This is a genomic window from Jiangella gansuensis DSM 44835 (assembly GCF_000515395.1).
Taxonomy (GTDB): Bacteria; Actinomycetota; Actinomycetes; order Jiangellales; family Jiangellaceae; genus Jiangella; species Jiangella gansuensis.
In genome coordinates, this window is sequence record NZ_KI911782.1 from 465,714 (window position 1) to 488,907 (window position 23,194).

23 protein-coding genes are annotated in these 23,194 nt (G+C 70.7%); 16 read left to right on the top strand and 7 right to left on the bottom strand.

Going from position 1 to position 23,194, the window contains the following annotated elements:
• The first annotated feature begins 83 nt into the window (after positions 1-83).
• The gene (gene purM, locus JIAGA_RS0102355; protein ID WP_026874428.1) at positions 84-1,154 is read left to right on the top strand and encodes a phosphoribosylformylglycinamidine cyclo-ligase; all 1,071 of its coding nucleotides are present in this window, start codon (positions 84-86) and stop codon (positions 1,152-1,154) included.
• Positions 1,155-1,238: 84 nt separating this feature from the next.
• Here purM and JIAGA_RS0102360 read toward each other — a convergent pair whose 3' ends face one another.
• Both JIAGA_RS0102360 and JIAGA_RS0102365 read right to left on the bottom strand, forming a co-directional pair.
• On the bottom strand, positions 1,239-1,448 hold the full coding sequence (locus tag JIAGA_RS0102360; protein ID WP_026874429.1) for a DUF3073 domain-containing protein: 210 nt from the start codon (positions 1,446-1,448) through the stop codon (positions 1,239-1,241).
• Positions 1,449-1,592: 144 nt separating this feature from the next.
• Positions 1,593-2,687, bottom strand: a complete 1,095-nt coding sequence (locus JIAGA_RS0102365; RefSeq protein ID WP_026874430.1) for a Glu/Leu/Phe/Val dehydrogenase dimerization domain-containing protein — start codon at positions 2,685-2,687, stop codon at positions 1,593-1,595.
• Between the two features lie 80 nt (positions 2,688-2,767).
• On the opposite strand from JIAGA_RS0102365, the gene JIAGA_RS27060 reads away from it, so the two are divergent.
• The 13 genes from JIAGA_RS27060 to JIAGA_RS0102430 all read left to right on the top strand — a co-directional run bounded on the left by JIAGA_RS27060 (position 2,768) and on the right by JIAGA_RS0102430 (position 19,163).
• Positions 2,768-4,408, top strand: a complete 1,641-nt coding sequence (locus JIAGA_RS27060; RefSeq protein ID WP_051425584.1) for a DHA2 family efflux MFS transporter permease subunit — start codon at positions 2,768-2,770, stop codon at positions 4,406-4,408.
• Positions 4,409-4,598: 190 nt separating this feature from the next.
• The gene (locus tag JIAGA_RS0102375; RefSeq protein WP_026874431.1) at positions 4,599-4,820 is read left to right on the top strand and encodes a BldC family transcriptional regulator; all 222 of its coding nucleotides are present in this window, start codon (positions 4,599-4,601) and stop codon (positions 4,818-4,820) included.
• Between the two features lie 838 nt (positions 4,821-5,658).
• Positions 5,659-6,591: a 5-dehydro-4-deoxyglucarate dehydratase gene (locus tag JIAGA_RS0102380; RefSeq protein WP_026874432.1), complete on the top strand. Its 933-nt coding sequence runs from the start codon at positions 5,659-5,661 to the stop codon at positions 6,589-6,591.
• A gap of 155 nt (positions 6,592-6,746) precedes the next feature.
• A complete protein-coding gene (locus JIAGA_RS0102385) occupies positions 6,747-9,722 on the top strand; it encodes a right-handed parallel beta-helix repeat-containing protein (RefSeq protein WP_026874433.1) in 2,976 nt (991 codons plus the stop codon).
• Positions 9,723-9,757: 35 nt separating this feature from the next.
• Positions 9,758-11,080 (top strand): ABC transporter substrate-binding protein, encoded by a 1,323-nt coding sequence (locus JIAGA_RS0102390; RefSeq protein WP_026874434.1) that lies wholly within the window; start codon positions 9,758-9,760, stop codon positions 11,078-11,080.
• 5 nt (positions 11,081-11,085) lie between these two features.
• Positions 11,086-12,108 carry a carbohydrate ABC transporter permease gene (locus tag JIAGA_RS0102395; RefSeq protein WP_026874435.1) on the top strand — a complete coding sequence of 341 codons (1,023 nt, stop codon included), beginning with the start codon at positions 11,086-11,088 and terminating at the stop codon, positions 12,106-12,108.
• Positions 12,105-12,986, top strand: coding sequence for a carbohydrate ABC transporter permease (locus tag JIAGA_RS0102400; RefSeq protein ID WP_026874436.1), 882 nt, complete (start codon positions 12,105-12,107; stop codon positions 12,984-12,986). Before JIAGA_RS0102395 ends, JIAGA_RS0102400 begins: the two co-directional genes overlap by 4 nt.
• A gap of 8 nt (positions 12,987-12,994) precedes the next feature.
• Positions 12,995-14,041, top strand: a complete 1,047-nt coding sequence (locus tag JIAGA_RS27065; protein ID WP_157552591.1) for an enolase C-terminal domain-like protein — start codon at positions 12,995-12,997, stop codon at positions 14,039-14,041.
• Entirely contained in the window at positions 14,038-14,742 is a 705-nt protein-coding gene (locus JIAGA_RS0102410) for an SDR family NAD(P)-dependent oxidoreductase (protein ID WP_026874437.1), read from the top strand. The genes JIAGA_RS27065 and JIAGA_RS0102410 overlap by 4 nt, the downstream gene beginning before the upstream one ends.
• Positions 14,739-16,025 carry an enolase C-terminal domain-like protein gene (locus tag JIAGA_RS0102415; RefSeq protein WP_026874438.1) on the top strand — a complete coding sequence of 429 codons (1,287 nt, stop codon included), beginning with the start codon at positions 14,739-14,741 and terminating at the stop codon, positions 16,023-16,025. The genes JIAGA_RS0102410 and JIAGA_RS0102415 overlap by 4 nt, the downstream gene beginning before the upstream one ends.
• On the top strand, positions 16,019-17,215 hold the full coding sequence (locus tag JIAGA_RS27070) for a hypothetical protein (protein WP_051425586.1): 1,197 nt from the start codon (positions 16,019-16,021) through the stop codon (positions 17,213-17,215). Before JIAGA_RS0102415 ends, JIAGA_RS27070 begins: the two co-directional genes overlap by 7 nt.
• Before the next feature lie 68 nt (positions 17,216-17,283).
• On the top strand, positions 17,284-18,222 hold the full coding sequence (locus JIAGA_RS0102425) for a LysR substrate-binding domain-containing protein (RefSeq protein WP_035813247.1): 939 nt from the start codon (positions 17,284-17,286) through the stop codon (positions 18,220-18,222).
• Entirely contained in the window at positions 18,219-19,163 is a 945-nt protein-coding gene (locus JIAGA_RS0102430; RefSeq protein ID WP_026874440.1) for an aldo/keto reductase, read from the top strand. Before JIAGA_RS0102425 ends, JIAGA_RS0102430 begins: the two co-directional genes overlap by 4 nt.
• 13 nt (positions 19,164-19,176) lie before the next feature.
• Here JIAGA_RS0102430 and JIAGA_RS0102435 read toward each other — a convergent pair whose 3' ends face one another.
• On the bottom strand, positions 19,177-19,551 hold the full coding sequence (locus JIAGA_RS0102435; RefSeq protein WP_026874441.1) for a nitroreductase family deazaflavin-dependent oxidoreductase: 375 nt from the start codon (positions 19,549-19,551) through the stop codon (positions 19,177-19,179).
• Positions 19,552-19,703: 152 nt separating this feature from the next.
• Between JIAGA_RS0102435 and JIAGA_RS0102440 the strand changes: the two genes are divergently transcribed.
• Both JIAGA_RS0102440 and JIAGA_RS0102445 read left to right on the top strand, forming a co-directional pair.
• Positions 19,704-20,321: a TetR/AcrR family transcriptional regulator gene (locus tag JIAGA_RS0102440; protein WP_051425590.1), complete on the top strand. Its 618-nt coding sequence runs from the start codon at positions 19,704-19,706 to the stop codon at positions 20,319-20,321.
• An 84-nt stretch (positions 20,322-20,405) separates the two neighbouring features.
• Positions 20,406-21,179 (top strand): class I SAM-dependent methyltransferase, encoded by a 774-nt coding sequence (locus tag JIAGA_RS0102445; RefSeq protein WP_026874443.1) that lies wholly within the window; start codon positions 20,406-20,408, stop codon positions 21,177-21,179.
• Positions 21,180-21,535: 356 nt separating this feature from the next.
• Here the strand turns inward: JIAGA_RS0102445 and JIAGA_RS0102450 are convergent, their stop codons facing one another.
• The 4 genes from JIAGA_RS0102450 to JIAGA_RS0102465 form a co-directional block, all read right to left on the bottom strand.
• Positions 21,536-21,931, bottom strand: a complete 396-nt coding sequence (locus JIAGA_RS0102450) for a type II toxin-antitoxin system VapC family toxin (protein ID WP_026874444.1) — start codon at positions 21,929-21,931, stop codon at positions 21,536-21,538.
• Positions 21,931-22,095, bottom strand: coding sequence for a hypothetical protein (locus tag JIAGA_RS34225; RefSeq protein WP_157552597.1), 165 nt, complete (start codon positions 22,093-22,095; stop codon positions 21,931-21,933). The genes JIAGA_RS0102450 and JIAGA_RS34225 overlap by 1 nt, the downstream gene beginning before the upstream one ends.
• A 150-nt stretch (positions 22,096-22,245) precedes the next feature.
• A complete protein-coding gene (locus JIAGA_RS0102460; RefSeq protein WP_026874445.1) occupies positions 22,246-22,542 on the bottom strand; it encodes a hypothetical protein in 297 nt (98 codons plus the stop codon).
• Positions 22,539-23,063: a hypothetical protein gene (locus tag JIAGA_RS0102465; RefSeq protein ID WP_026874446.1), complete on the bottom strand. Its 525-nt coding sequence runs from the start codon at positions 23,061-23,063 to the stop codon at positions 22,539-22,541. Before JIAGA_RS0102465 ends, JIAGA_RS0102460 begins: the two co-directional genes overlap by 4 nt.
• Positions 23,064-23,194: the final 131 nt, after the last annotated feature.

Sequence of the window (23,194 nt, forward strand, 5' to 3'; positions counted from 1 at the left end):
GGGGGTCAGGCGACCACGCGGAACCGTGGGCATCCCTGGTCCGCGTCGCGAGGCTGACACGCTCTCCGGTTAGGCTCTTCGGTGTGTCGAGCAGCGAACCCGCGCCCTCGGGTGCCACGTATGCCAGCGCCGGTGTCGACATCGAGGCCGGTGACCGCGCCGTCGAGCTGATGAAGGAGTGGGTGGCGAAGACCCGCCGCCCGGAGGTGGTCGGCGGCCTCGGCGGCTTCGCCGGGCTGTTCGACGCCAGCGCCCTCAAGGCCTATCGCCGGCCGCTGCTGGCCACCAGCACCGACGGCGTCGGCACCAAGGTGGCGGTGGCGCAGCGCATGGACGTCCACGACACCATCGGCTTCGACCTGGTCGGCATGGTGGTCGACGACATCGTGGTCTGCGGGGCCGAGCCGCTGTTCATGACCGACTACATCGCCTGCGGGCGCGTGGTGCCGGAGCGGACCGCCGCCGTGGTCAAGGGCATCGCGCAGGCCTGCGTCACCGCCGGCTGCGCCCTCAGCGGCGGGGAGACCGCCGAACACCCCGGCCTGCTGGGTCCGGACGAGTACGACGTCGCGGGCGCCGTCACCGGGGTCGTCGAGGCTGACGCGCTGCTCGGTGCGCAGCGGGTGCAGGCCGGTGACGTCGTCGTGGCGATGGCGTCGTCGGGGCTGCACTCCAACGGCTACTCCCTGGTGCGGCACGTGTTCTTCGACGTGGCCGGCTGGGCGGTAGAGCGGCAGGTGCCGGAGTTCGGCCGCACCCTCGGTGAGGAACTGCTGGAGCCCACCCGCATCTACGCGCGTGACTGCCTGGCGCTGGCCGGTGCGGTCGAGGTGCACGCGATGTCGCACGTGACCGGGGGCGGGCTGGCGGCCAACCTGGCGCGGGTGTTGCCCGAGACGGTCTCGGCCCGGCTGGATCGCGCCACGTGGGCGCCGAAGCCGGTGTTCCGGATGGTGGGGGAGCTCGGTGGCGTGGCCGAGTCTGAACTCGAGCGGACCCTGAACATGGGTGTCGGCATGGTGGCCGTGGTGTCAGCCGACGCCGCGGACGCGGCCGTCAGGTTGCTGACCGAGCGTGGCGTGGACGCCTGGGTCGCCGGTGAGGTGGTTGCCGGAAACGGCGCCGCGACACTGCACGGCGCCTACCGCGACTGAGTTCGTCGCCAATCGGCTGGGCTGGCGGTCCGTTGGCCCCGGATGCCCGGTGCCAACAGACCGACCTGCTCTATCTGGACTCGGTCAACCCGCGTGACGACGGCGTTCGTCGTCCTCGTCGGCGAGGTAACGCGAGTATTCCTCGTCGTCGTCCTCGTCGAGGTTGGTGACCTCGCCGCCATTGCCGTCGGTGCCCAACTCCCGCTGCAAAGCGTCGAAGTCGGTGTCCAGCTGCTGGTACTTCAACCGACGGGCGACCTTTGTCTGCTTGGCCTTGGCCCGGCCGCGCCCCATAGGGTCGACCCCCTCGCACAAAACCGGGGCGACCAGTTCACCGGACGCCCTCGTTTCCCTTCGAATGACATCTGCTCGTAGGGACAACGGTACAGGGTCCGAGCCTGTTCCGCCTCATCCGGTTCGAACTACGGGCCGCCCGGGTCATCGTCCGAGGTAGACGTCCCGCAGTCGGCTCACTGCGGCGATTCGCCGCTCGGCCAGCCGGTCCGCCGCGACCGCCGGCGGGACGCCGTCCTCGGCGGCGAGCGCGAAGATGTCGCGGGTGGTGCGGAAGACCTGCTCGGCCTTGGACTTGGCCCGTTCGAAGGAGAATCCGTGCAGCTCATCGGCGACCTGGATCACTCCGCCGGAGTTCACCACGTAGTCGGGCGCGTAGAGAATGCCGGCGTCATCGAGCTGCTTCTCGATGCCGGCGTGCGCCAGCTGGTTGTTGGCCCCGCCACAGATCGCCGCCACGCCGTCCTCGGCGAGCGCCGTGACGGTGTCGTCATCCAGCGCCCCGCCCAGCGCGCACGGGGCATACACGTCGATCCCGGCGCGCAGCAGCGCATCGGCGTCGTCGACGACCTCCACCTGCGGGTGGGCGGTGCGGACCTGCTCGAGCGCCGCCTCCGACACGTCGGTGACGACGACGGAGGCGCCGTCGTCGAGCAGCAGTCCGGCCAGCTTGGAGCCCACCTTGCCGACGCCGGCGATGCCGACGCGGCGGCCGGTGAGGGTGGTGCTGCCCCACAACCGCTCGGCGCAGGCGCGCATGCCCTGGAACACGCCGTATGCGGTGAGGACGCTGGAGTCGCCCGCGCCACCCTCCGCCGCCGAGCGGCCGGTGACCCAGCGGCTCTCGCGCGCGACGACGTCCATGTCGGCGACGTAGGTGCCGACGTCGCAGGCGGTGATGTAGCGGCCGCCGAGGGACGCGACGAAGCGACCGTAGGCGCGCAGCAGCGGCTCGGACTTGTCGAGCTCCGGATCACCGATGATGACGGCCTTGCCGCCCCCGTGGTCGAGGCCGGCCAGCGCGTTCTTGTACGTCATGCCGCGGGATAGCTGCAGCACGTCGTCGAGAGCGGCCTCCTCCGATTCGTAGGGATAGAACCGGGTACCGCCGAGGGCGGGCCCCAAAGCGGTGGAGTGAAGCGCGATGATGGCTCGAAGTCCGCTGCCGGCGTCCTGACAGAACACGACCTGTTCGTGTCCCGTGTGACGGCCGAATACGAGGGGCGACGCCTCGGTCATGGTGGTGACCCTTTCACGTCCGGGCCCGCGGGGTGGTGCGGGCTGATGTCACGCTCACTGTAGGACGAGCAAGGAGGCTTGTGTTGAGGAGATGGCGCGGCAACCCGTGGGCGATCCTGATCGCTCTGTGCCTCGGGTTCTTCATGACCCTGCTCGACGTGACCATCGTGAACATCGCGATCCCGAGCATGATGGACGACCTGGGCGCCTCGCTCGACGAGATCCTCTGGGTGATCAACTCCTACGTCATCATGCTGGCCGTTCTGGTGATCACCGCCGGCCGCCTCGGCGACCTGCGCGGCCAGCGGGCCATGTTCATGCTCGGCGTCACCGTCTTCACGCTCGCGTCGCTGTCCTGTGGGCTGGCACAAGGCCCGGCCATGCTGATCGCCTTCCGGGTGCTCCAGGGAATCGGTGCGGCCATCCTCATGCCGCAGACGTCGGCGCTGCTGATCACCACGTTCCCGCCGGAGCGGCGTGGCACGGCGTTCGGCATCTGGGGTGCCGTCGCCGGGGTGGCCACGGTCGCCGGTCCGACCCTCGGCGGGTTCCTGGTCACCGCGTTCGACTGGCGGTGGATCTTCTTCATCAACGTGCCGGTCGGCGTGCTCGTGCTGGCCATGGCGTGGACCATCATCCCTGAGTCGCCGCGCCGGGAGCGGCACTCGCTGGACCTCCCCGGCGTCGCGCTGGCCAGCGTGGCGCTGGTGTGCCTGACCTTCGGCCTGGTCGAGGGTGAGCGGTTCGGCTGGGGACAGGTGTGGCGGTTCGTATCGATACCAGCCTTGCTGGCGACCGGTGCCGCCCTGCTGGCGGTGTTCCTAATGGTGCAGGCCCGCCGCCAGGACCGGGAACCACTGATCCCGTTCGAGCTGTTCCGCGACCGCAACTACTCGGTCATGAACGCGGTGGCCGGCTTGGTCTCGATCGCGATGGTCGGGACCTTCCTGCCGATCACCATCTACCTGCAGTCGGTGCTCGGCTTCTCGGCGCTACAGGCGGGGCTGACGCTCGCGCCGATGTCGGCGGTGTCTATGGTGGTGGCTCCGTTCGCGGGAAGGCTCAGCGACCGGGTGGGTGGCAAGTACATCCTGATGGTCGGGCTGCTGCTGTTCGGCGTGGGCATCGGCGGTTTCGCCCTGGTGGCCGCGGCGGACTCGGCGTGGTGGCATTTCCTGCCGCCGCTGCTGGTGGCCGGGCTCGGGTTGGGTGGCGTCTTCGCACCGATGAACACGGTGGCGATGCGCGACGTGCCCGGCCGGGTGGCGGGCGCCGCGTCAGGGGTGCTGAACACCACCCGGCAGCTGGGCCAGGTGCTCGGCAGCGCATCGGTCGGCGCGGCGTTGCAGAGCTTGCTCGTGGGCGCCATGCATTCCGAGGCGGTTGCGGCCGCAAGGGAATTGCCGGCGGGCGTTCGCGGTCCGTTCATCGCGGGTTTCGAAGATGCCGCGGCGGGCGGAGTGCAGGTCAGCCCCGCGCAGGACAGTATTGACATTCCACTTCCACCAGGAGTTCCGGAAGAAGTCGCGGGAAAGATCGCCGAAATGGCCCACGATGTGTTCATACAGGGCTATGTTGATGCAATGAAGCCGACGCTGATCGTTCCGGTCGTCGCCGTCGTCTGCGGGGCCGTCCTGTGTCTCGCAGTCAAGCGGCGGGGAACGGCGCGCGAAGCTGACGCTGAGGGTGCTGGCGCTCGGACGATCTCCGAGGCCAGATGATCCGGCCTGGCATGACTTGGGCCGGTTCGCGGCTTACGTCGACCTTACGTAGGCTAGAGGCATCCTGGGCGGACATCATCCGAATGGATGGCAACGGTCCAGCCGTACGGGGGTGCCGCTCAGGGTGGCGACAAGGTGGAATATCCGGTGTGGCGGGAAACCTCCCGCTATGGTTCTAAAGGAGGTGACGATGGCGACCAGGACGCAAGACGCCGAGCCCCTCCTCACTCCTGCCGAGGTGGCGGCCATGTTCCGGGTGGATCCGAAGACAGTGACGCGGTGGGCCAAGGCCGGCAAGCTCACGTCGATCCGGACACTCGGTGGCCACCGGCGGTACCGCGAGTCCGAGGTGCGAGCGCTGCTCAACGGGCAAGGGTCCGCCGTAGAGCGTGTCGAGGTCGGCGAGCTCTGAGGGGTGAGGATCGCCTCACTACACGCTCGACTTGTGCCGAGCGGGGGCGGTAACACGGGGAAGACAGGCTGGGCCCGTAGGCGGCGGGCCAGGCCGTGATGGGGGCTGCGCGGTAACGCGCAACTAGAAGTCGCGCGATCTGTGAGGTCACTCCGGTCGCGCGCGATCGGGTCGGAGTCGCTGGTGCGGCGTGATCATTCTCGAGGGTGGGACATGATCTTCACGCGCATCGATGAAGCCGCCAGACGTCGACACGGGCGGCACGCACGACAGCCGCCCGTGTCAGCATCTTTCGAGTTTCACTTTCTTTTCTCGTCCGGGAACTTTCCTTTCCGGCCGGCCGCGGCTCGGCCGTCTCCATGATCCCGGCATCGGCCGATCGGCCATTCTTCTCGGATGAATTCGCTGCGGTAGCAGAACTTCAACTTTCAATTGTTCCGACGCGGTCATCGCGCACCTCGTGCGAATGCATTCGCATCTCGAGCTCGCCTGCTGTGACGCCGCCTGCGGAATCCTGCCGACACTTGTCACATGTGAATCGACGCCGTCGATGGCGCCCACACGAGCGAGCCGATGCATACCTCAGGAGGTCGAGCCGCCGACCGGGGCGTCCGCGGCGGGTGCTCGACCGGACGGCGCCGGCGGGTGCGCTCGGTCAGCGACTGCGGGCTCCAGGCGCCGCCCGGGTAGCGCATGGGTTCTCCTCGGAGTCGTCGTCGGCGGAACGCTACGACTTCGAGCGTGGTCAAGGTCGCTCCCGACCGAACAGCTCATTGATCGTCGTTCAGTCTTAGTAGCGCCTTGTTGCGAGCCAGTCTCTATCAATACAGTCGTCGCCGTGACTGGACACCATCGAGCCGACGAGCTCCGCCGGGCGCTGTCCGGCCTGAACTCCTTCCCCGTCACCCCGTTCGAGGCCGGTGGCGACGTGGACCTCCTCCGCTTCGCCGCGCATGTCGATCATCAGGTGCGGCACGGAGCCACCTCCGTCTTCCCGGCCTGCGGTACGGGCGAGTACGCCGCGCTCGCGCCGGTCGAGTACCGAGCCGTTGTCGAGCAGGCGGTGCGCACCGTCGACGGCCGGCTGCCGGTGCTCGCCGGCGTGGGGGTCAACCAGGCCGTCGCGCGGGAGCAGCTGGCGTTCCTCGAGCAGGCAGGGGCCGACGGTGCCTTGCTCCTGCCGCCGTACCTGGCGCCGGGTGACGCGCACGCCCTCGCGGACTACTACCGCGGCGTGATCACCGCGACCGACCTTCCGGTCCTGCTCTACGTGCGTCCGGAAGCACCGCTCGACGCCGACGCCCTCCTGCTGCTGTGCGAACACGCGAACGTGCTCGGGGTGAAGGACGGCATCGGCGATGCCGAGCGGCTCTCCCGGATGGTCGGCGCGCTGGGCGACGAGCGGGTCGTCCTGAACGGCATGCCCACCGCCGAGCTCTCCGCGGCGGCATTCGGCGGCCTGGGGGTCACCGGCTATTCGTCGGCGGTCTACAACTTCGTCCCGGACATCGCGGTGGCGTTCCGTCGCGCGGTCGCCGACGGTGACGCCGCGCGACAGGAGCAGATCCTCGACGCGTTCTACCGGCCCTTCGGTGAACTGCGCGACCGCCGCCGCGGCTACGCCGTCAGCCTGGTGAAGGCGGGTGTTTCGGCTCTGCTCGGCGACGTCGGTGTGCCGCGCGCCCCGTTGCCGACGGCCGACGGCGCGACCGCGCGGAGCCTGGTCGACCTGGTGGGCAAGGCGCGCGCCGCACTGGGGGAGAGCAGCTGAACGTGACGTTCCGGACGGGGCCCTGTCGAGCAGAGTAATAGGCAGTTCATCTCAATACCACCTTGTTGAAACTTGCCCGTCATAAATAGCGTCAGCGGGGACCAGAGGACACCGACGCCGACCGTGGCCGAGCAGCCACTGAGGGAGAGGACGCGATGACGCGTACTTCGACGCACCGACGCGAGGCCACCGGGATTCGCGCCGCGGGAGCCGTAGCCGCCCTGACGACGCTGGTCGCGGCGGTGCTGCCGGCTCAGGCGGCGACCCCGGACCGCCTCGGCCCGCCGGCCCACGCGAACCCGCCCGCGCACGCCGCCGCAACCGTCACCATCGTCGTCGCGCCGGATGGCGACGACGACAACCCGGGGACGGTGGGCGCGCCACTGCGGACGCTGACAGCGGCTCAGCAGGCCGTCCGGGATCTCGATGCCATTCCCGGCGGTGGTGTGGAGGTGCTGCTGCGCGGCGGCCGGTACGAGCTGAGCGACACGTTAAGCTTCGACGCGCGCGACTCCGGCCGCGACGGCCACCCGGTCACCTGGGCGGCCTGGCCCGGGGAGGAACCCGTGATCGACGGCGGCCGACTCGTGGACGGGTGGGCGGTCCACGATCCGGCCGCGGGCATCTGGGCGGCGCCGGCCGACGGGCGGACTGCCCGGCAGCTCTACGTCGACGGCGCCCGCGCCACCCGCGCCCGCACCGAGTCCTTCACCGGTACCACTACCACCGACGACACCGGTCACGTGACCACCGACGCCGGCCCGCTCGCCTGGCAGCGTCCCGAGGGCGTCGAGCTGGTGTACCGGCGCATCTGGACGCAGCCGCGCAACCTCGTCGCGTCCGTGTCCGAGACGACCGACGGACGCACCCGCGTCACCATGGCCCAGCCCGGCTGGGGCTACAACCGGCGCAAGGGCGGCACGTCGACCACTACGCCGCCGGAATGGATCGAGAACGACTACACCTTCCTCGACGAGCCGGGCGAGTGGTACCTCGACCCGGTCGCCGACACCGTGTACTACATTCCGCGTGCCGGTGAAGACCTGAGCACCGCCGACGTCGTCATCCCGGCGGTCGAGCGGCTGGTGACGGTGGACGGTACGGCCGACGAGCCGGTTCACGACCTCGCCTTCGACGGCATCACGTTCGCGCATTCGACCTGGATGCAGCCCAGCGGCGAGCTGGGCGGCCACCCGGACATCCAGGGCAACCTGGTCCGCTTGCCGGAACCGGGCATGGACAACAAGGTCGCACCGATGCTGGTGACGCCGGGCGCGGTGTACCTGGAGCATGCGCACCGCGTGTCGGTCACCGACGCCGTGTTCACCCGGCTCGGCAACGCCGCGCTCGACATCGCCCGGGGTTCGCGGGACGTGACGGTCGCCCGCTCACGCATCGAGGACGTCGCCGGCGGCGGAGTCCAGATCGGCGAGGTCGACCTGTCCGACGGCTCGTACACGTACGACACCACGTCGCCGTACGACACCAGGAACTACAACCCGGAGGACGAGCGGGACATCATCCGCGGTGTCGACGTGACGGGCAACCACATCGCGCGGGTGGGGCTGGACTACGCCTCGGCGGTCGGCGTCTTCGTCGGCTACACGCAGGAGGTCACGGTCGCGCACAACGACCTCGTCGACCTGCCGTACAGCGCCATCAGCATGGGCTGGGGGTGGGCGCAGCCGCAGCTGCTGGCCGGTTCCATCGCGAGGGACAACGCGATCGTCGGCAACACCATCAGGAACGCCATGACCACCCTGCACGACGGCGGCGCCATCTACACGCTCGGTGCCCAGCCCGGCACCACGATCCACCGCAACGTCATCGAGGACTCGGTGCTCGCGCTGTATCTCGACGAGGGCTCCAGCCAGATCGACCTCGCCCGGAATGTCTCGCTCGGGTCCGCCACCCTCGCGCTCCAGCAGGACTTCACCAACCGGCGCTACCCGACCGGAGCGTTCGGCAACACCGTCCGCGAGACCTACTGGCAGGGCGGCTCCGGTCCCGCCGCCGACGGCGTCGTGGCGCGGGAGAACGGCGACAACGTCCTGACCGGCAACGTGCGGGTGGCCGTGGGCACGCCGTGGCCGGCCGCGGCCGAGGAGATCGCTCGCGACGCCGGGATCTCCGCCGCCGACTGGGAGGTCGGCGACCCGTACGCCGCATTCCGGTTGACCGCGACAGCGGGGCCTGTCGAGGACGGCGCGGCCGAGGTTCAGGTGACGGCGCGCGTGGCGCGGGCGGCGCACATCGACCCGGACACCGAGGTGCGCTGGATCCTGGACGCCGGTAGCGACCTGGCCGGCCGCACGTTCACTGTCGACGGCCACGGCGCCGTCACCACGGACGCGAACGGCCGCGCCGTGTTCGGCACTCCGGAGCGGTTCGCCGACGCCGTCGACCTGCGTGGTCTGACCGGCCGGGAACTGCGGCTCGGCGGGACGGTGCCGATCGGCCGGCACGAGTTCCGGCTCGGCCTGGCCGACGCCTCCGTCACCACCGCGGACGCGCTCGTCTGGTCCGAGCCGCGCGACGTGCTGGTCGCGCCGGAGATCAGCATCCTGACCGAGGACTTCGAGGCCACGGACCTCGGCTCGCTGCCGGCGGGATGGACGACGTCCGGCTCGCCGGGCAGCGCCGGCGTCGTCGCCGACCCCGACGGCACCGGCCGGAGCCTGCGGATCGACCACCAGACCACCGGTTCGTCGTCGTTCCTGGCGTCGCTGCCGTTCCCGGCGCAGACCGGCGAGCTCGTGCTGAGGCTGCGGACCCGCGCCGAGCAGACCGGTGCGTACGGGTACGGGCCCTGGCTGCGTGACGGCGCCAACGTCCACGGGCCGATGGTCGCCTTCCTCAACAACGGCAACTTCGGCGTCTACCGCTCGAATTCCTGGGGCGCCATCGGCGGCTACGAGGCCGGCCGCTGGTACGACCTCGTGCTACGCATCGACGTCGCCGCGAACCGCTACAGCGTCGCCGTCGACGGAACCATCCTCGCCGTGGACGTACCGTTCCGGGGAAGCGTCGACGACCTCGCGCTCCTGCAGTTCGGCGCCTTCTCCGGTGACACCGGCACCTTCCACGTGGACGACATCGAACTGTCCCGCATCGACGGCGGCGCAGCGTGACGCGCGCCTGCCGCAACGAGAGGAGATCACCTGCCATGAAGGCTGGATGGACGGCGAGGGTCGCGGCCGCGGCGGCGTTCTCGCTCGCGTTGAGCGGGTGCTTCAGCGGCTCGGAGGCCGACGACACCACCGGCAGCTCGGAAGGTTCGGGCGAGTCCGGCGAGACGGTCAGCCTGCGGCTCGCGCACGGCTGGACCGGAGAGGTCCCGCAGGCCCGCGCCTTCGAACCCGCGGTCGAGCGGTTCCAGGAGGAGCACCCCGAGATCGACCTGACCGTCGAGACCGCGGCCGGCAACGAGATCAAGACCCTGGTCTCCTCGGACATGGCCGCCGGCCGGGAGCCCGACGTGTTCCTGCACTGGGGAACCCGGGACACCTCGCCCTACATCGAGGACGACCGCCTCGCCGACCTGACCGACTACCTCGACGAGAACCCCGAGATCCGGGACCGCTACGAGGAGGGCGCGTTCGACTCCGTCACCTGGGACGGCCGGGTGTACGGGCTGCCCATCGGCGCCTACGCCCAGGTGCTCCTGATCAACGACGCGGTTATGGACGCCGCCGGCGTCGAGCCGCCACAGGACGAGGCGGACGTGTTGCGCGCCGTCGAGGAACTGGTGGCCGCCGACGTCATCCCGTTCGCGGTCAACGGCACCGCCGAGCGGTACCTGTTCGAGCTGTTCCTCGCCCGCGAGCTGGGCGCGGACGGCCTGGACGCAGTGGCGACGGGTGACCCGGCCACTCGGGACGCCATCACGTCCGCCGCCGCTCAGGTGATGGAGCTGCGCGACGCGGGCGCGTTCCCGGAAGGTGCCGAGACCCTGCAGACCCTGCAGGCGCTCGAGCTGTACAACTCCGGCGCGGCGGCGATGTTCTACAACGAGACCTGGACCATCGGGAACCTCACCGACGAGGTCATCGAGACCACGACGCTGTCGACCTACCCGGGCGCCGACGTGCGCACACTGGCCGGCGCCGGCTACTACGTGTACATCAGCGCCGACGCCTGGGCGGACGAGGAGCGCCGCGCGGCCGCCCTGGAGCTGGCCGAGTACCTGGCCGGCCCGGAGGTGAACACCGACCTCGTCGAGATCTCCTGGTACCCGTCGCCGATGGTCGACGACGAGCTCGACGTCGACACGTCGGCGCTGCCGGCTCTGGTTCAGGACATGCTGCAGACCCGCGCCGACGCCGTCGCATCCGGTGAGTTCGCCGACAAGCTCGACGAGAAGCTGACCGCTGGGGCGTTCGAGAGCCTGACGTCGCTGGCCGAGCGGTTGTTCATCGGGGAGCTGACGCCCGAGCAGTTCGCCGACGCGCTGCTCGACGCCACCGCCGCCGACCCGGCGAGGCTCTGACGTCCATGGCCGCACCATCGGCGTCCAGCGCCGTCACTCACGGGGGCCCGGCCGGTCGTGCACCGTCCGGGCGGGTCCCCGGCGCCGCGCCGCGACAGCCGGCGGGCACCGTGCGCCCCCGCCGCCGCTCCAGCCTGCGTCGCAACCGGTACCGGGGCCGCAACCTGCTGGTCCTGGCGCTGTTCCTGCTGCCCGCGGTTGCGCTGTACGGCTGGCTGTTCATCGGCTCGGTCGGCCAGACCGTGCTGTACAGCTTCTACGACTGGAACGCGGTCAGTGACCCGGTTCCCGTGGGGCTGGACAACTTCACCCGGCTCGCCGCCGACCCGATCTTCGGCCAGGCATTGGTCAACACGCTGTACATGACGGGCCTGCTGGTCTTCGTGCAACTGCCCGGCGCGTTCCTGCTGGCCTGGTTCCTCTACCGGCGGGTACGCGGCTGGCGGTTCCTGCGCACCGTGTACTTCCTGCCCGTCGTCATCTCCACCGCCGCCGTCGCGCTGCTGTTCGGCTTCCTGTACGAGCCCAACTTCGGTGTCCTGAACGCCCTGCTGGAGCGGGTGGGCCTGGACGACCTCGGCCGCGACTGGCTGGGCGACCCGCTCACCGCCATGACCGCCGTCTCCGTTCCACTGCTGTGGAAGGAGGTCGGGCTCATGATGATCATCCTGCTGGCGGCCATGCAGGGCCTGCCCGGCGAGGTGCTCGAGGCCGCCGAGATCGACGGCGTCAACGGCTACCAGCGGCTGCGGCACATCGTGCTGCCGCTGCTGTCGCGGGCCATCGGGCTGTGCCTGCTGCTGTGCATCACCACGGCGTTCAAGGTCTTCGACTTCGTGCTGCTGATGACCGGCGGCGGCCCGGGCAACCGGACCGAGATCACCGGCTCCTACCTGTACGCCCAGGGCTTCGAGCGGTTCGAGTACGGCTACGGCAGCGCCGTCGCGGTCGTGCTCACGCTGGTCGTGGTACTGGTCGTCAGCATCCCGCGGCTGTTCCGGCTCGTCATGAGGAGGCCGACGCCATGACCGTCACGGAGACCCCGCCGCCGACCACCGAGGCAGGTGCGTCGCCCGGCCGGCCGCGGCGGCCGGTGCTGGCGCTGGCCCGCGGCTCCTTCGTGTGGGGCTACGCCGCGATCACGATCTTCGGCTTCGCATTCGTGGCGATCTCGGCGTTCAAGTCCAACGCCGAGATCTTCGCCGACCCGTTCGCGCTGCCGCAGTCGTGGGGCTTCGACAACCTGACCCGTGCCTGGACCACCGCGAACATCGGCGACTATTTCGTCAACACCGCACTCGTGGCGGTCGTGACGACGGTGGCCAGCACGCTGTTGGCGGCCACGGTGGCCTACACGATCGTACGGATGCGCTTCCCGGGGTCGTCGATGGTGTACCTGGCGTTCGCCATCGGCGTCGGCGTGCCGCTGCAGGCGCTGCTCGTGCCGACGTTCATCGTCATGAACAACGCCGGCCTGCTCGACAGCCTCACCTCGCTGATCCTCGTCTACACGGCGTTCGCGCTGCCCAAAGCGGTGTTCCTGCTGGCCGCCTTCATGAAGGACGTGCCGGCAGAGCTGGAGGAGGCCGCGCTGATCGACGGAGCGGGCGAGTTCACCATCTTCCGTCGGGTGGTGGTGCCGCTGTGCCGGCCGGCCCTGGCGACGGTGGCAGTGCTGGAGTTCCTGGGCGCGTGGAACGAGTACGTGTACGCCAGCGTGCTCATCCGCAGCCCCGAGAACCGGACCATCTCGCTGGGCCTGGCCTCGTTCAGTTCCGAGTACGCCAGCGACTACGGGCTCATCGCGGCCGGCGTGCTGATCACGGTCGTGCCCGTCGTCATCGTCTACATCCTGCTGCAACGGCAGGTCGTCGCCGGCCTGTCCTCCGGCGCTCTGAAAGGGTGAGCACCGCCATGACCGCACGGACCATCGTCGACGTCCGGGCCACCGAGCACGTCCTCCCGGTCGATCCGCCGTTCCGGTGGCGCGACGGTCTGCCGCCGTCGGGGAAGACCCGCGGGGTCACACAACTCGAGATCGTCGCCGACGACGGCACGGTGGGTGTCGCGGTGCTGCCGCGCGGCACCATCGGCGTCGACCTGGTCGAGCGGCGGATCCGGCCAACCCTGGTCGGCCGCGACGCCATGCTCACCGAGGACTGCTGGGCGGCGCTGCACGAGGCGGACCGGGTCGAGCACTTCCCGCCGTACGCGCTCGGTCCCGTCGACGTGGCGCTGTGGGACCTCAAGGCCAAGGCGGCCGGGCTTCCGCTGTACGCGCTGCTCGGCGGGGCCCGGACCCGGATCCCGGCGTACGCGAGCACCGTCACGTACGAGGACGTCGACACCTACCTTGCCGTGGCCGACACCTGCCTGGAGGCCGGCTTCCGAGCCATCAAGCTGCACGCTTGGGGCGATGCCGGACGCGACGCCGAGCTGGTCCGGCGGTTGCGACGGCACGTCGGCGACGACATCGATCTCATGTACGACGGTTCCGGCGCGTTCGACCTGCGCGACGCGGTCCGGCTCGGTCACGTCCTCACCGACCTCGGGTTCGGCTGGTACGAGGAGCCGATGCGCGAGTGGGGCATCGGGCCGTACTCCCGGCTGCATGACGCCGTCGGGGTGCCGATCCTCGGGCCGGAGACGACGCCGGGCGTCCATCACGCCGTCGCCGACTGGATCACCGCCGGCGCCGTCGATCTCGTCCGCACCGGAGTGCACTACAAGGACGGCATCACCGGCGCGCTGCGGATTGCCCACCTGGCCGACGCACACGGGCTGCGGGCGGAGGTGCACGGCGGCGGTGCCGCGAACCTGCACCTCGCCTGCGCGATCCCCAACACCACGTACTACGAGGTGATCGTGGCGGGGCTGCCGGCCACGCCACGCTTCCCGGTCGGCCCGGACGGTCACGTCTCGGTCCCGCAGGGCGCGGGGACCGGGGAGACGGCGCTGTGACGGGCCGCACCGTGTTGCTCACCGGCGCGACCGGGCTGATCGGTGGCGCGCTGGCCGACCGGCTGCGAGCCGAGGGCTGGGACGTCGTCGGGGTCGGCCTGGAGACGGGCTCGCCGGACGACGTCGTCGCCGACCTGGCCGACGACGGTGACCTGGCGCGGGTCTCGGAGCTGGTCGCCTCGCTGCCGGGACTGCGCGCCGTCGTCAACAACGCCGGCGTCACCGGGCCGCGCCGACGCCCCGAGGACGTGACCGTTGCCGACTGGGACGCCGCGCAGGCGATCAACGTGCGGCCGGTGCTGGCGTTGACCCTGGCCGCCGCCCGTCGGTGGATCGCCGCGGGCGAGCCGGGCGCCGTCGTCAACGTGTCGTCGCCGGGCGCCACCCGCGCGCACCTGCACCGGGCCGTGTACGACGCCACCAAGGGCGCCGTCGAGGCGCTGACCCGGGCCTTGGCGGTCGACCTCGGCGAGCACGGCATCCGCGTCAACGCCGTCGTGCCGGCGGCGGTCGCGGGGAGTCATCCGGACCTGCCCCTGGGCCGCGGCGCCGCGCCGGCCGACGTCGCCGCCGCGGTGTCGTTCCTGGTGTCCGACGACGCCCGCTCCACCACTGGCCACTGCCTCGCTGTCGACGGCGGACTACTCGCGCAGGCGCGCAGCCGGGGCGTGGCCGTCCAAGCCGACGGAGGCACCGCATGACCACCGGCACCAGGGCCGACAGCAGCATCGTCGAGGTGCGGCTGACACCGGTCGCGTTCGTCGAGCCACCGCTGCGCAACTCCGCCGGCGTGCACGGAACCACCGTGGCGAGGCTGGTCATCGAGGTGCACACGGCCGGTGGCGCGGTCGGGCTGGGGGAGACGTTCGGCGATCCCGCGGTGCTGGCCGTCGCCCGGGAGGCGGCCCGGCGGTTGCCCGGCGGCGACGTCTTCGACCTGGTCGAGCTGGCCCGCATCCTCGACGTGGACCCGCTGGTGGACGGGCAGCCGGACGTCGTCACGGCAGCCGAGGTGCGGGAGCCGGGCACGTTCGCCGGCACGACCCGGGTGAAGGCGTACTCGGCGTTCGAGGTGGCCTTCCTCGACGCGCAGGGCCGCCTGCTCGACCGGCCGGTGCACCAGTTGCTCGGTGGCCGCGTCCGGAGCGAGGTCGACTTCTGCGGCTACCTGTTCTTCAAGTTCGGTGCCCACCCCGGCGAGCCCGAGGACGAGTGGGGCGAGGTCCTCGACCCGGCCGCCATGGTCGGGCTGGCCCAGCGCTTCGTCGCCGACTACGGGTTCGGCTCGCTCAAGCTGAAGGGCGGAGTGCTCGATCCGGTGGCCGAGGTCGAGACGTTGGAACGGCTGGCCGCGGCGTTCCCGGGGGTGGCGCTGCGCATCGACCCGAACGCCGCCTGGACCGTGCCGACCAGCCTCGACGTCGCGCGCAAGACCGACGGGCTGGTGCAGTACCTGGAGGACCCGACCGCCGGGCTGACCGGCATGGCGCACGTGGCGTCGGCCACCTCCACCCCGCTGGCCACCAACATGGTGGTCACGTCGTTCCGGCAGATCCGCCGCTGCGTGGAGCTCGGCAGCGCCGGCATCATCCTGGCCGACCATCATTTCTGGGGCGGGCTACGCGCCACCCAGCAGCTCGGCGCGGTCTGCGCGGCGCTCGGACTGCGCCTGTCCATGCACTCGAACTCGCACCTCGGCATCAGCCTGGCCGCGATGGTGCAGGCCGCGGCGGTGCTGCCCGGGCTGGACTACTCCTGCGACACCCACTACCCGTGGACGGTCGAGGACGTCGTCGACGCGCCGGTCATCAAGGAGGGCCGGATCGCCGTCGGCGACGCACCGGGCCTGGGTGTCACCCTCGACCGCGACCAGCTGGCCCGGATGCACGAGCGCTGGCTCCGGGACGGCGAGCGGCCCCGCGACGACGTCGCGGCGATGCGCCGGCACGTGCCCGGCTGGGTGGACCGGAGACCACGGTGGTGACCGGCACGGGACTGCTCGCGTACCCGTGGGAGTTCGCGATCGACCCCGATGCCGGACAGGCCATCGCCGGGGCAGGCGTCGGCGCCGTCTGCGTCGCCGGGGCCTATCACGCCGTCCGCGCGTTGCGGGCGCGCGGCTCACGGGACGGTGCGCCGCGCGTCGTCGACCAGCCGCATGCCGCGGCGTACTGGCCGGTGGACGCGGCGCGGTACCCGGGACGGCTGGCGCCGGCCGCGCCGCCGGCCCCGTGGGCCGACTGCGCCGTCGCGGCGGTGGCGGCATGCCGCGCCGTGGGCCTCGGTACCGGACTGTGGCTGAGCGTGCTGCACTCGACCCGGCTGGCCACGCTGGCTCCCGACCTGGCGCTGGTCAACTGTTTCGGCGACGTCTACCGGCACGCCCTGTGCCCCGCCCATGACGAGGTGCGTGCGTACGCCGAGGCGCTGGTCCGGGACGCGACGGACCGGCTCGCCCCGGACTGGGTCGAGCTGGAGGCCGTCGGCTACCACGGCTTCCGGCACGCGTCCCTGCACGACAAGGCCGGAGTCCCCGTCGGCGACGACACCGCCTACCTGCTGTCGCTGTGTTTCTGCCCGGCCTGCCGCCGACTTTTCACTGCGTGGGGCGGCGACCCCGAGCGGCTCGCCGCCGCGGTCCGCGAGGAGGTGCGGCGCAGGCTGGCGGGATCCTTCGGCGGGGACGTGGACCCGGAGCTGGACCCGGCGGTGCGGGCGGAGCTGGCCCTGCTGGCGGAGGTGCGCGACGACGTCGGTGCTGCGCTCGTTGCCGCCGCGGCGTCGCCCGTGCGTGCGGCAGGGCTGCCGGTGGTCGTGCACGCCGGCGTCTCGCCGACGACGGTGGGGTCACGCTCGCCGCTCACCCCAGCGCTCGGCGCGCTGGCCGACGCCGTCGTCGTCAGCACCGACGGGCGGGACCCAGCCGACGCCGACGACGACATCGCGGCCGCCGTACGGGGAGTGGCCGGCGGCCGCGATGGCGGTGCCGCGGCCGCGGTGCTGGCCAGTGTCCGGGCCTTCCCACCGGACGTCGCCGCCGAGGAGCAGGTGCGCCGGCGGCTCACCGGAGCCGCCGACGCCGGCGCCGTCGGGGCGCGGGTCCACACGTTCGGCCTGATCTCCGACACCCAGCTGAGGTGGGTCGGGTCGGCGGACCCGTGGCGGGCCGCATGACGACCGGCCGGGCGGCGGGACGGCCGGATCAGGCCGAACGGGCGGCGCTGATCGCTAGGATCGTGGGCGTGCCCGACGAGTCGTGGAATGGGCGGGTCGAGCTGCGCCAGCTGCGCTACTTCGTGGCGGTGGCCGAAGAGCTGCACTTCGGCCGGGCGGCGGCTCGGCTCCAGCTCGCTCAGCCCGCACTCAGCCAGTCCATCATCGGGCTCGAACGCGCCATCGGCGTGCAGCTGCTGCGCCGGACCACCCGCACCGTCGAGCTCACCGCCGCCGGGCGGGTCTTCCTCGACGAGTGCCGCCGGGCGTTGCTGCAGGTCGGCACCGCGGTGCAGAGCGCTCAGCGCGCCGAGCGCGGTGAGGCCGGGCTGCTGCGCATCGGCTACGTCGTCTCGGCGAGCTACGAGATCCTGCCGCCGATCCTGGTCGCCTTCCGCCGCCGGCACCCGGGCGTCGGACTGCAGCTCATGAGCCGCAGCGCGACGGAACAGGTCACGATGGTCCTCCACGAGGAGCTGTCGGTCGGCTTCGTCCGCGAGTTCCAGGACACCGACGAGCTCGACAGCGAACTGCTGGTCGACGAGCCGCTCGTCGCCGTGCTGCCCGCCGACCACGCCGCCGCGCACCGGTCCAAGGCGCGGCTCTCCTGGCTGGCCGAGGACTCCCTGCTGATGTTCGACCGCGACCGTGCCCCCGGCATGTACGACAAGGTGGTCTCCAGCTGCGTCGACGCCGGGTTCACGCCACGGATCGTCCAGCAGTCGTCGGACGTGCAGAGCGTGCTCGGGCTGGTGGCCGGCGGCATGGGCGTCACCGTCGTGCCGGCGTCGTTCCGGCACCTGTCCATCGACGGCCTGGTCTACCGGCCGCTCGCCGACGTCGGCACCCGCATCGGGCTGTACGCCGTCTGGCGCAAGGACGGCCGCACCAGCGTGCTCGACGGCTTCCTGGACGTCGCCCGCGAACACGCCGGCCGGGTCGGCCGGCGTGCGTCGACGTCACGATGACGGCGGTGTCGCTGCCGCCGCTGGGCTTCGGCGGCGCCTCGATCGGCAACCTCAGCACCGAGATCAGTGACGCCACGGCGGCGGCCACGGTCCGGGCCGCGTGGGACGCCGGCATCCGCTACTTCGACACCGCGCCGCACTACGGCCTTGGTCTCTCGGAACGCCGCCTGGGCGCGGCCCTGTCGTCGTACGACCGCGACTCCTACATCGTCTCCACCAAGGCGGGCAGGCTGCTGCGGCCGGTGCACGGCCCGGTAACCGGATCCGATCGCGGGTTCCGCGTCCCCGCCACGCACGAGCGCGTCTGGGACCTCAGCCGCGACGGCATCCGGCGCAGCCTCGACGAAAGCCTGGTGCGCCTGGGCATGGACCGCGTGGACATCCTGTACCTGCACGACCCGGAGGGGCGGCTGGACGTGGCGCTGTCGTCCGCACTGCCGGCGCTGGCGTCGCTGCGGGAGGAAGGCATGGTGCGCGCCGTCGGCGTCGGCTCGATGGACCTTCGCGCGCTGTCGGTGCTGGTCGACACCGGTGCCCTGGACGTCGTCATGGTGGCCGGGCAGTACTCGCTGCTGACGCAGCCCGCCGCCGAGTCGTTGCTGCCGTCGTGTGTTCGGCACGGCGTGCAGGTGGTGGCGGCGAGCGTGTTCGGCTCCGGCCTGCTGGCGTCGTCGGCACCCGATGAGAACGCGACGTACAGGTACGCGCCGGCGCCACCGGAGGTGGTGGCGCGGGCGCGGTCACTGGCCGAGCTGTGTTCGGCTCATGGCGTCGCCTTGCCGACGGTGGCCCTGCAGTACGTCCTGCGGCACCCGGCCATCCGGTGCGCGGTGGTCGGCATGCAGGAACCGTCCCAACCCGCGGCGAACATGGCCGCCCTGTCGACGCCGGTCCCTGCGCAGCTCTGGGCCGAGCTCGCGGCCGCACACCAGGCCCATTGACCGCTGCGGATCGTCAGCTCGCGACGAGGTCCATGCGGAGGAACTCGGTGATGCGCAGCAGCCTCGGCGGACGCGCCACCTCGTCGGAGAGGGCCCGGAACGCCTCGTCTCGGCCGACGATGCGCGGAGCGGCAAGCTCCACGTCGCGCCCGCCGACCCGGAGTCGCGCACGGTCGGCGGCCAGGACGTTGCGCACCCAGTCCGAGCGCGACCCGTACACCACGACGAACAGGTAACCGCCGTCGACCGGATGCGCATCGAGCGGCGTGCGGTACGTCGCGCCAGATCTGCGTCCGACGTGAGTGAGCACCGGCCACCGCCCGCCCGCGATCGCGCGGGGGTTGAACAACCGCTTGTTGACCTGTCCCCACCACGTTGGCATGGGCATTGGGAATCTCCTCTTCGCCGCGATGGTTGGACTTACGCCTGTAAGGCTGACTTACACCTGTAAGATTGTCAATCCGTCCGGACCCTGGAGTCGCCGTGCCACCATCGACCCCGCCGCAATCGCAGCGGCGTCCGCTCAGCACGGACCGCGTCATGGAGGCTGCCATCCGAGTCGCGGACCGCGGTGGCGTCGAGGCCATGACGATGCGGCGGGTGGCACAGGAACTGGGCGTCGAGGCGATGTCGCTCTACCACCACGTCCCGAACAAGGACGCGATCCTCGACGGCGTCGTCGACGCGGTCTTCGCGGCGATCGAGTTGCCCACCACCGAGCGCGACGACTGGCGCGACGCCATCCGTGGCCGCGCGTGCTCCGCGCGGACCGTCCTGTCGCGGCACAGCTGGGCGCTCGGCCTCATGGACTCCCGGCGCAACCCGGGCCCGGCGACACTACGCCACCACAACGCCGTCCTCGGCGTCCTCCGGGAGGCCGGCTTCACCCTGCCGATGGCCGCGCACGCCATCTCACTGATCGACAGCTACATCAGCGGCTTCGTCCTCCAGGAATCGAGCCTGCCGATGGCGAACCCGGACGACGTCGAGGACGTCGCCGGCGGCATCCTCGAGCACATGCCCGCGGACGAGTTGCCCTACCTCGCCGAAATGATCGCCGACCACGCCCTGCGGCCGGGCTACGACCACCGCAACGAGTTCAGCTACGGCCTCGAGCTGATCCTCGACACCCTCGAAGCCCGCCGAACGTCGCAGTGACCCGGTGATGGCGGGTGGTTTGGTGGGGCTATAGCGCCACCAAACCACCCGCCATCGAAGCCACGGCCGAACTAGGCTGCAGCGATGGCACGCGAAACCGACGTACCCGAGAGCATCGCCCAGTCTGTGGATCGGGCCCAGGCGAATGACTACGACAGTTTCGCCGAGGCGTACTCAGCGGAGAACGAGAACAGCCTCGTGAACGCGTACTACGAGCGGCCCGCGATGTTGGCCCTCGCCGGAGACGTGGCCGGCCGTCGGATTTTGGACGCCGGTTGCGGCTCGGGTGCCCTGTCGGCCGCGCTACGCGATCGCGGTGCGCTCGTCACCGGCATCGACGCCAGCGCCGGAATGCTGGCATTGGCGAGGCAGCGGCTCGGCGACGACGCAGCCCTGCACGTGGCCGACTTGAGCGACCCCTTGCCGTTCACCGATGGTGCGTTCGACGATGTGGTCGCAGCGCTGGTGCTGCACTACCTGGAAGACTGGGGGCCTACGCTCGCCGAGTTGCGGCGAGTGCTCACGCCCGGTGGCCGGCTGATCGCGTCGGTGGACCACCCTTTCGTGGCCTACTCGTTCCAGGATCCTCGGCCCGACTACTTTGCGACTACCAGCTATGGCTTCGACTGGTGGTTCAACGGACAGTTGGTCCCGATGAGGTTCTGGCGCAAGCCGTTGCACGCGATGACCGAAGCCTTCACCACCGCCGGTTTCCGCCTTTCGGTCATCAGCGAGCCGCAGCCAGAGCCGGACGCTCGTGAGCTGTTCCCCGACCAGTTCCATGACCTGTCGACCAAACCCTGCTTCCTGTTCTTCGTTGTCGAGGTGCCGCCGTCGGCTACCGGCTCGGACGACTAGCCCGCGGCGGATCACGAGCGGGGCCAGAGTCGGGTCGAGGCTACTCGGCAACGGACAGCTCCCAGCGCCGATCCTGGCCTCCCAGCTGCGCCTTCGTATGAGGAGGCCGGAGCAGAGTAGGTCGATCCCAATCCAACGCAGGCACGTCACCGAACTGCGTCCCCCTCATCGCAGCCGTTCTTTGACCTCCACTCCGGTCGTCAAGGGCGTCAAGATCGTTCGCCGAGTTCACGTACGCACGGTCACGGTGGGTCGACGACGAGGCGAACCATCTTGACGTCGCTTCGCGATGGCGTAGGCGCCACCCTTGACCCGCTGTGCTCCGGCCAACGACCGGCAGCTATGAGGACGACGCCTCAGACACGAACCGCGTTCACACCTGGCGCCTTGGCGAGCTTAAGGTCGGCCGTTACGAGCGTGGCGCGCAGATGGCGTGCCAACGCGACGTAGAGACCGTCGTGGACGGTGACGGTGTTCCGCATCGTCCATGCATCTCGCAGTAGCGGTGTGATCCTGACGACGTTGAGCGGCCACTCAATGAGATCGTCGACGAGCTGGCCGGCGTCGGCGTCGGTGAGGTCGCCACGCAGGACGTCGCGGCGGATGACCTTGGTCACCTCGACGTGGAAGTGTTCGACGGTCCACTCTTCAACGCCGTCCCGATAGGTGCGTGCGGCCAGTGCCATGCCGGCGGGCGTGCGGTTGAGGATCTCGACGCCGGCGGAGGCGTCGAGGACGTAGCGCGGTGGCACTAGTCTTCGTCGCGGATCTCGGCGAGCACCTCAGCCGCGGGACGAGAACGCTCGACCGTGGGTCGCGTCGACCACCGCGCCCACCACTCGGCACGTTCACGGCGTGCGTCAGCCGGCGAGGCAGTGACCTCGATGGCTGGATCGCTGAACGCCGGAACAGTCATGGCTCCATAGTAGCGGACACCCACGGACGCGCCTTTTACCTGCATGTTTACTCCATCCGGTCGTGGAAGGGGCCGGCCCCAGCTCGATTCCATGAGGCCGCGAGCTAGGGCCGGCCTCCGTCACTGAGCAGTTCTCGGATGGCTCATAGTTCAGGTGTCGTCGCGGCCGATCCGCCGATGGATGCGCCCCACGGCCTCGGGGATCGCCTCCGCGACCTGTATGGCCTCGCCGGTGGCCATCTGCACCATCACCGGGGCACCTCGACGCGGCATCGCGGTGAGTTCCACCGTCGTCGCCTCGTCGCCGGGCCGGGCGATGTTGACCCCCAACGACCAACGACCCGCAGCAACCACCATTGACGCCAGGTACAGCCGGTGCGTCCAGTGCTCGCCGGCTTCCTCACACCACCGCACGCCGCAATCGGCAGGGTCCACGGTGCCGGTCACGACGCGTCCTCCGTCCCGGCCGCGTAGACCGCGCGCAGGTCGCCGATGGCGGTGTCCAGCTCGCGCATCGTCACCCCAGCCGCCGACAACGCCGCCGCCACGCGCTCCACCAACTCCCGGTGCGCTTCAGCGGTGAGCTGGTAGCCATCGGCCGGATCGAGCACGCCCGGCGAAACCAGCTCGAACCCACTCTCACGGCGGGCCAGCCGGTTCAACCGCTCCACAATCTGCGCGTCCGTCGCGCCCGGCAGGTACCGCTCACGCACCTGCGCCAGCAGCGCCGGCGTCCAGGCCGCGTTCTGCGCCACATCAGCCATCCGCACCAACTCCGCGGCGAGCTGACGGGCCTCCTTGGGGATCAGATCGAACCGGGCGTACATGGTGGTCTCGTACGGCTTGATTTCGACGTCGATGTGCGGGTTGCCGGCATCCAGGTGCGCGACCATCTCGCCCACCATCTCGTCGACGACCGGTGCGCGGGCGATGATCTCCCGAGCGTCGGGTTCGGGTAGCTTGACCACGGGTCTCCTCCTGCGGGTTCAGGTTGGGGATCAAGTCCCCGGCCCGGCGTTCGCGCACCGGCCGGGGGCGACTCATCGATGAGGTCGATCCCGCCAACAGGAGGGCCGCGCGCCCAACCTGTCGTCAGCAG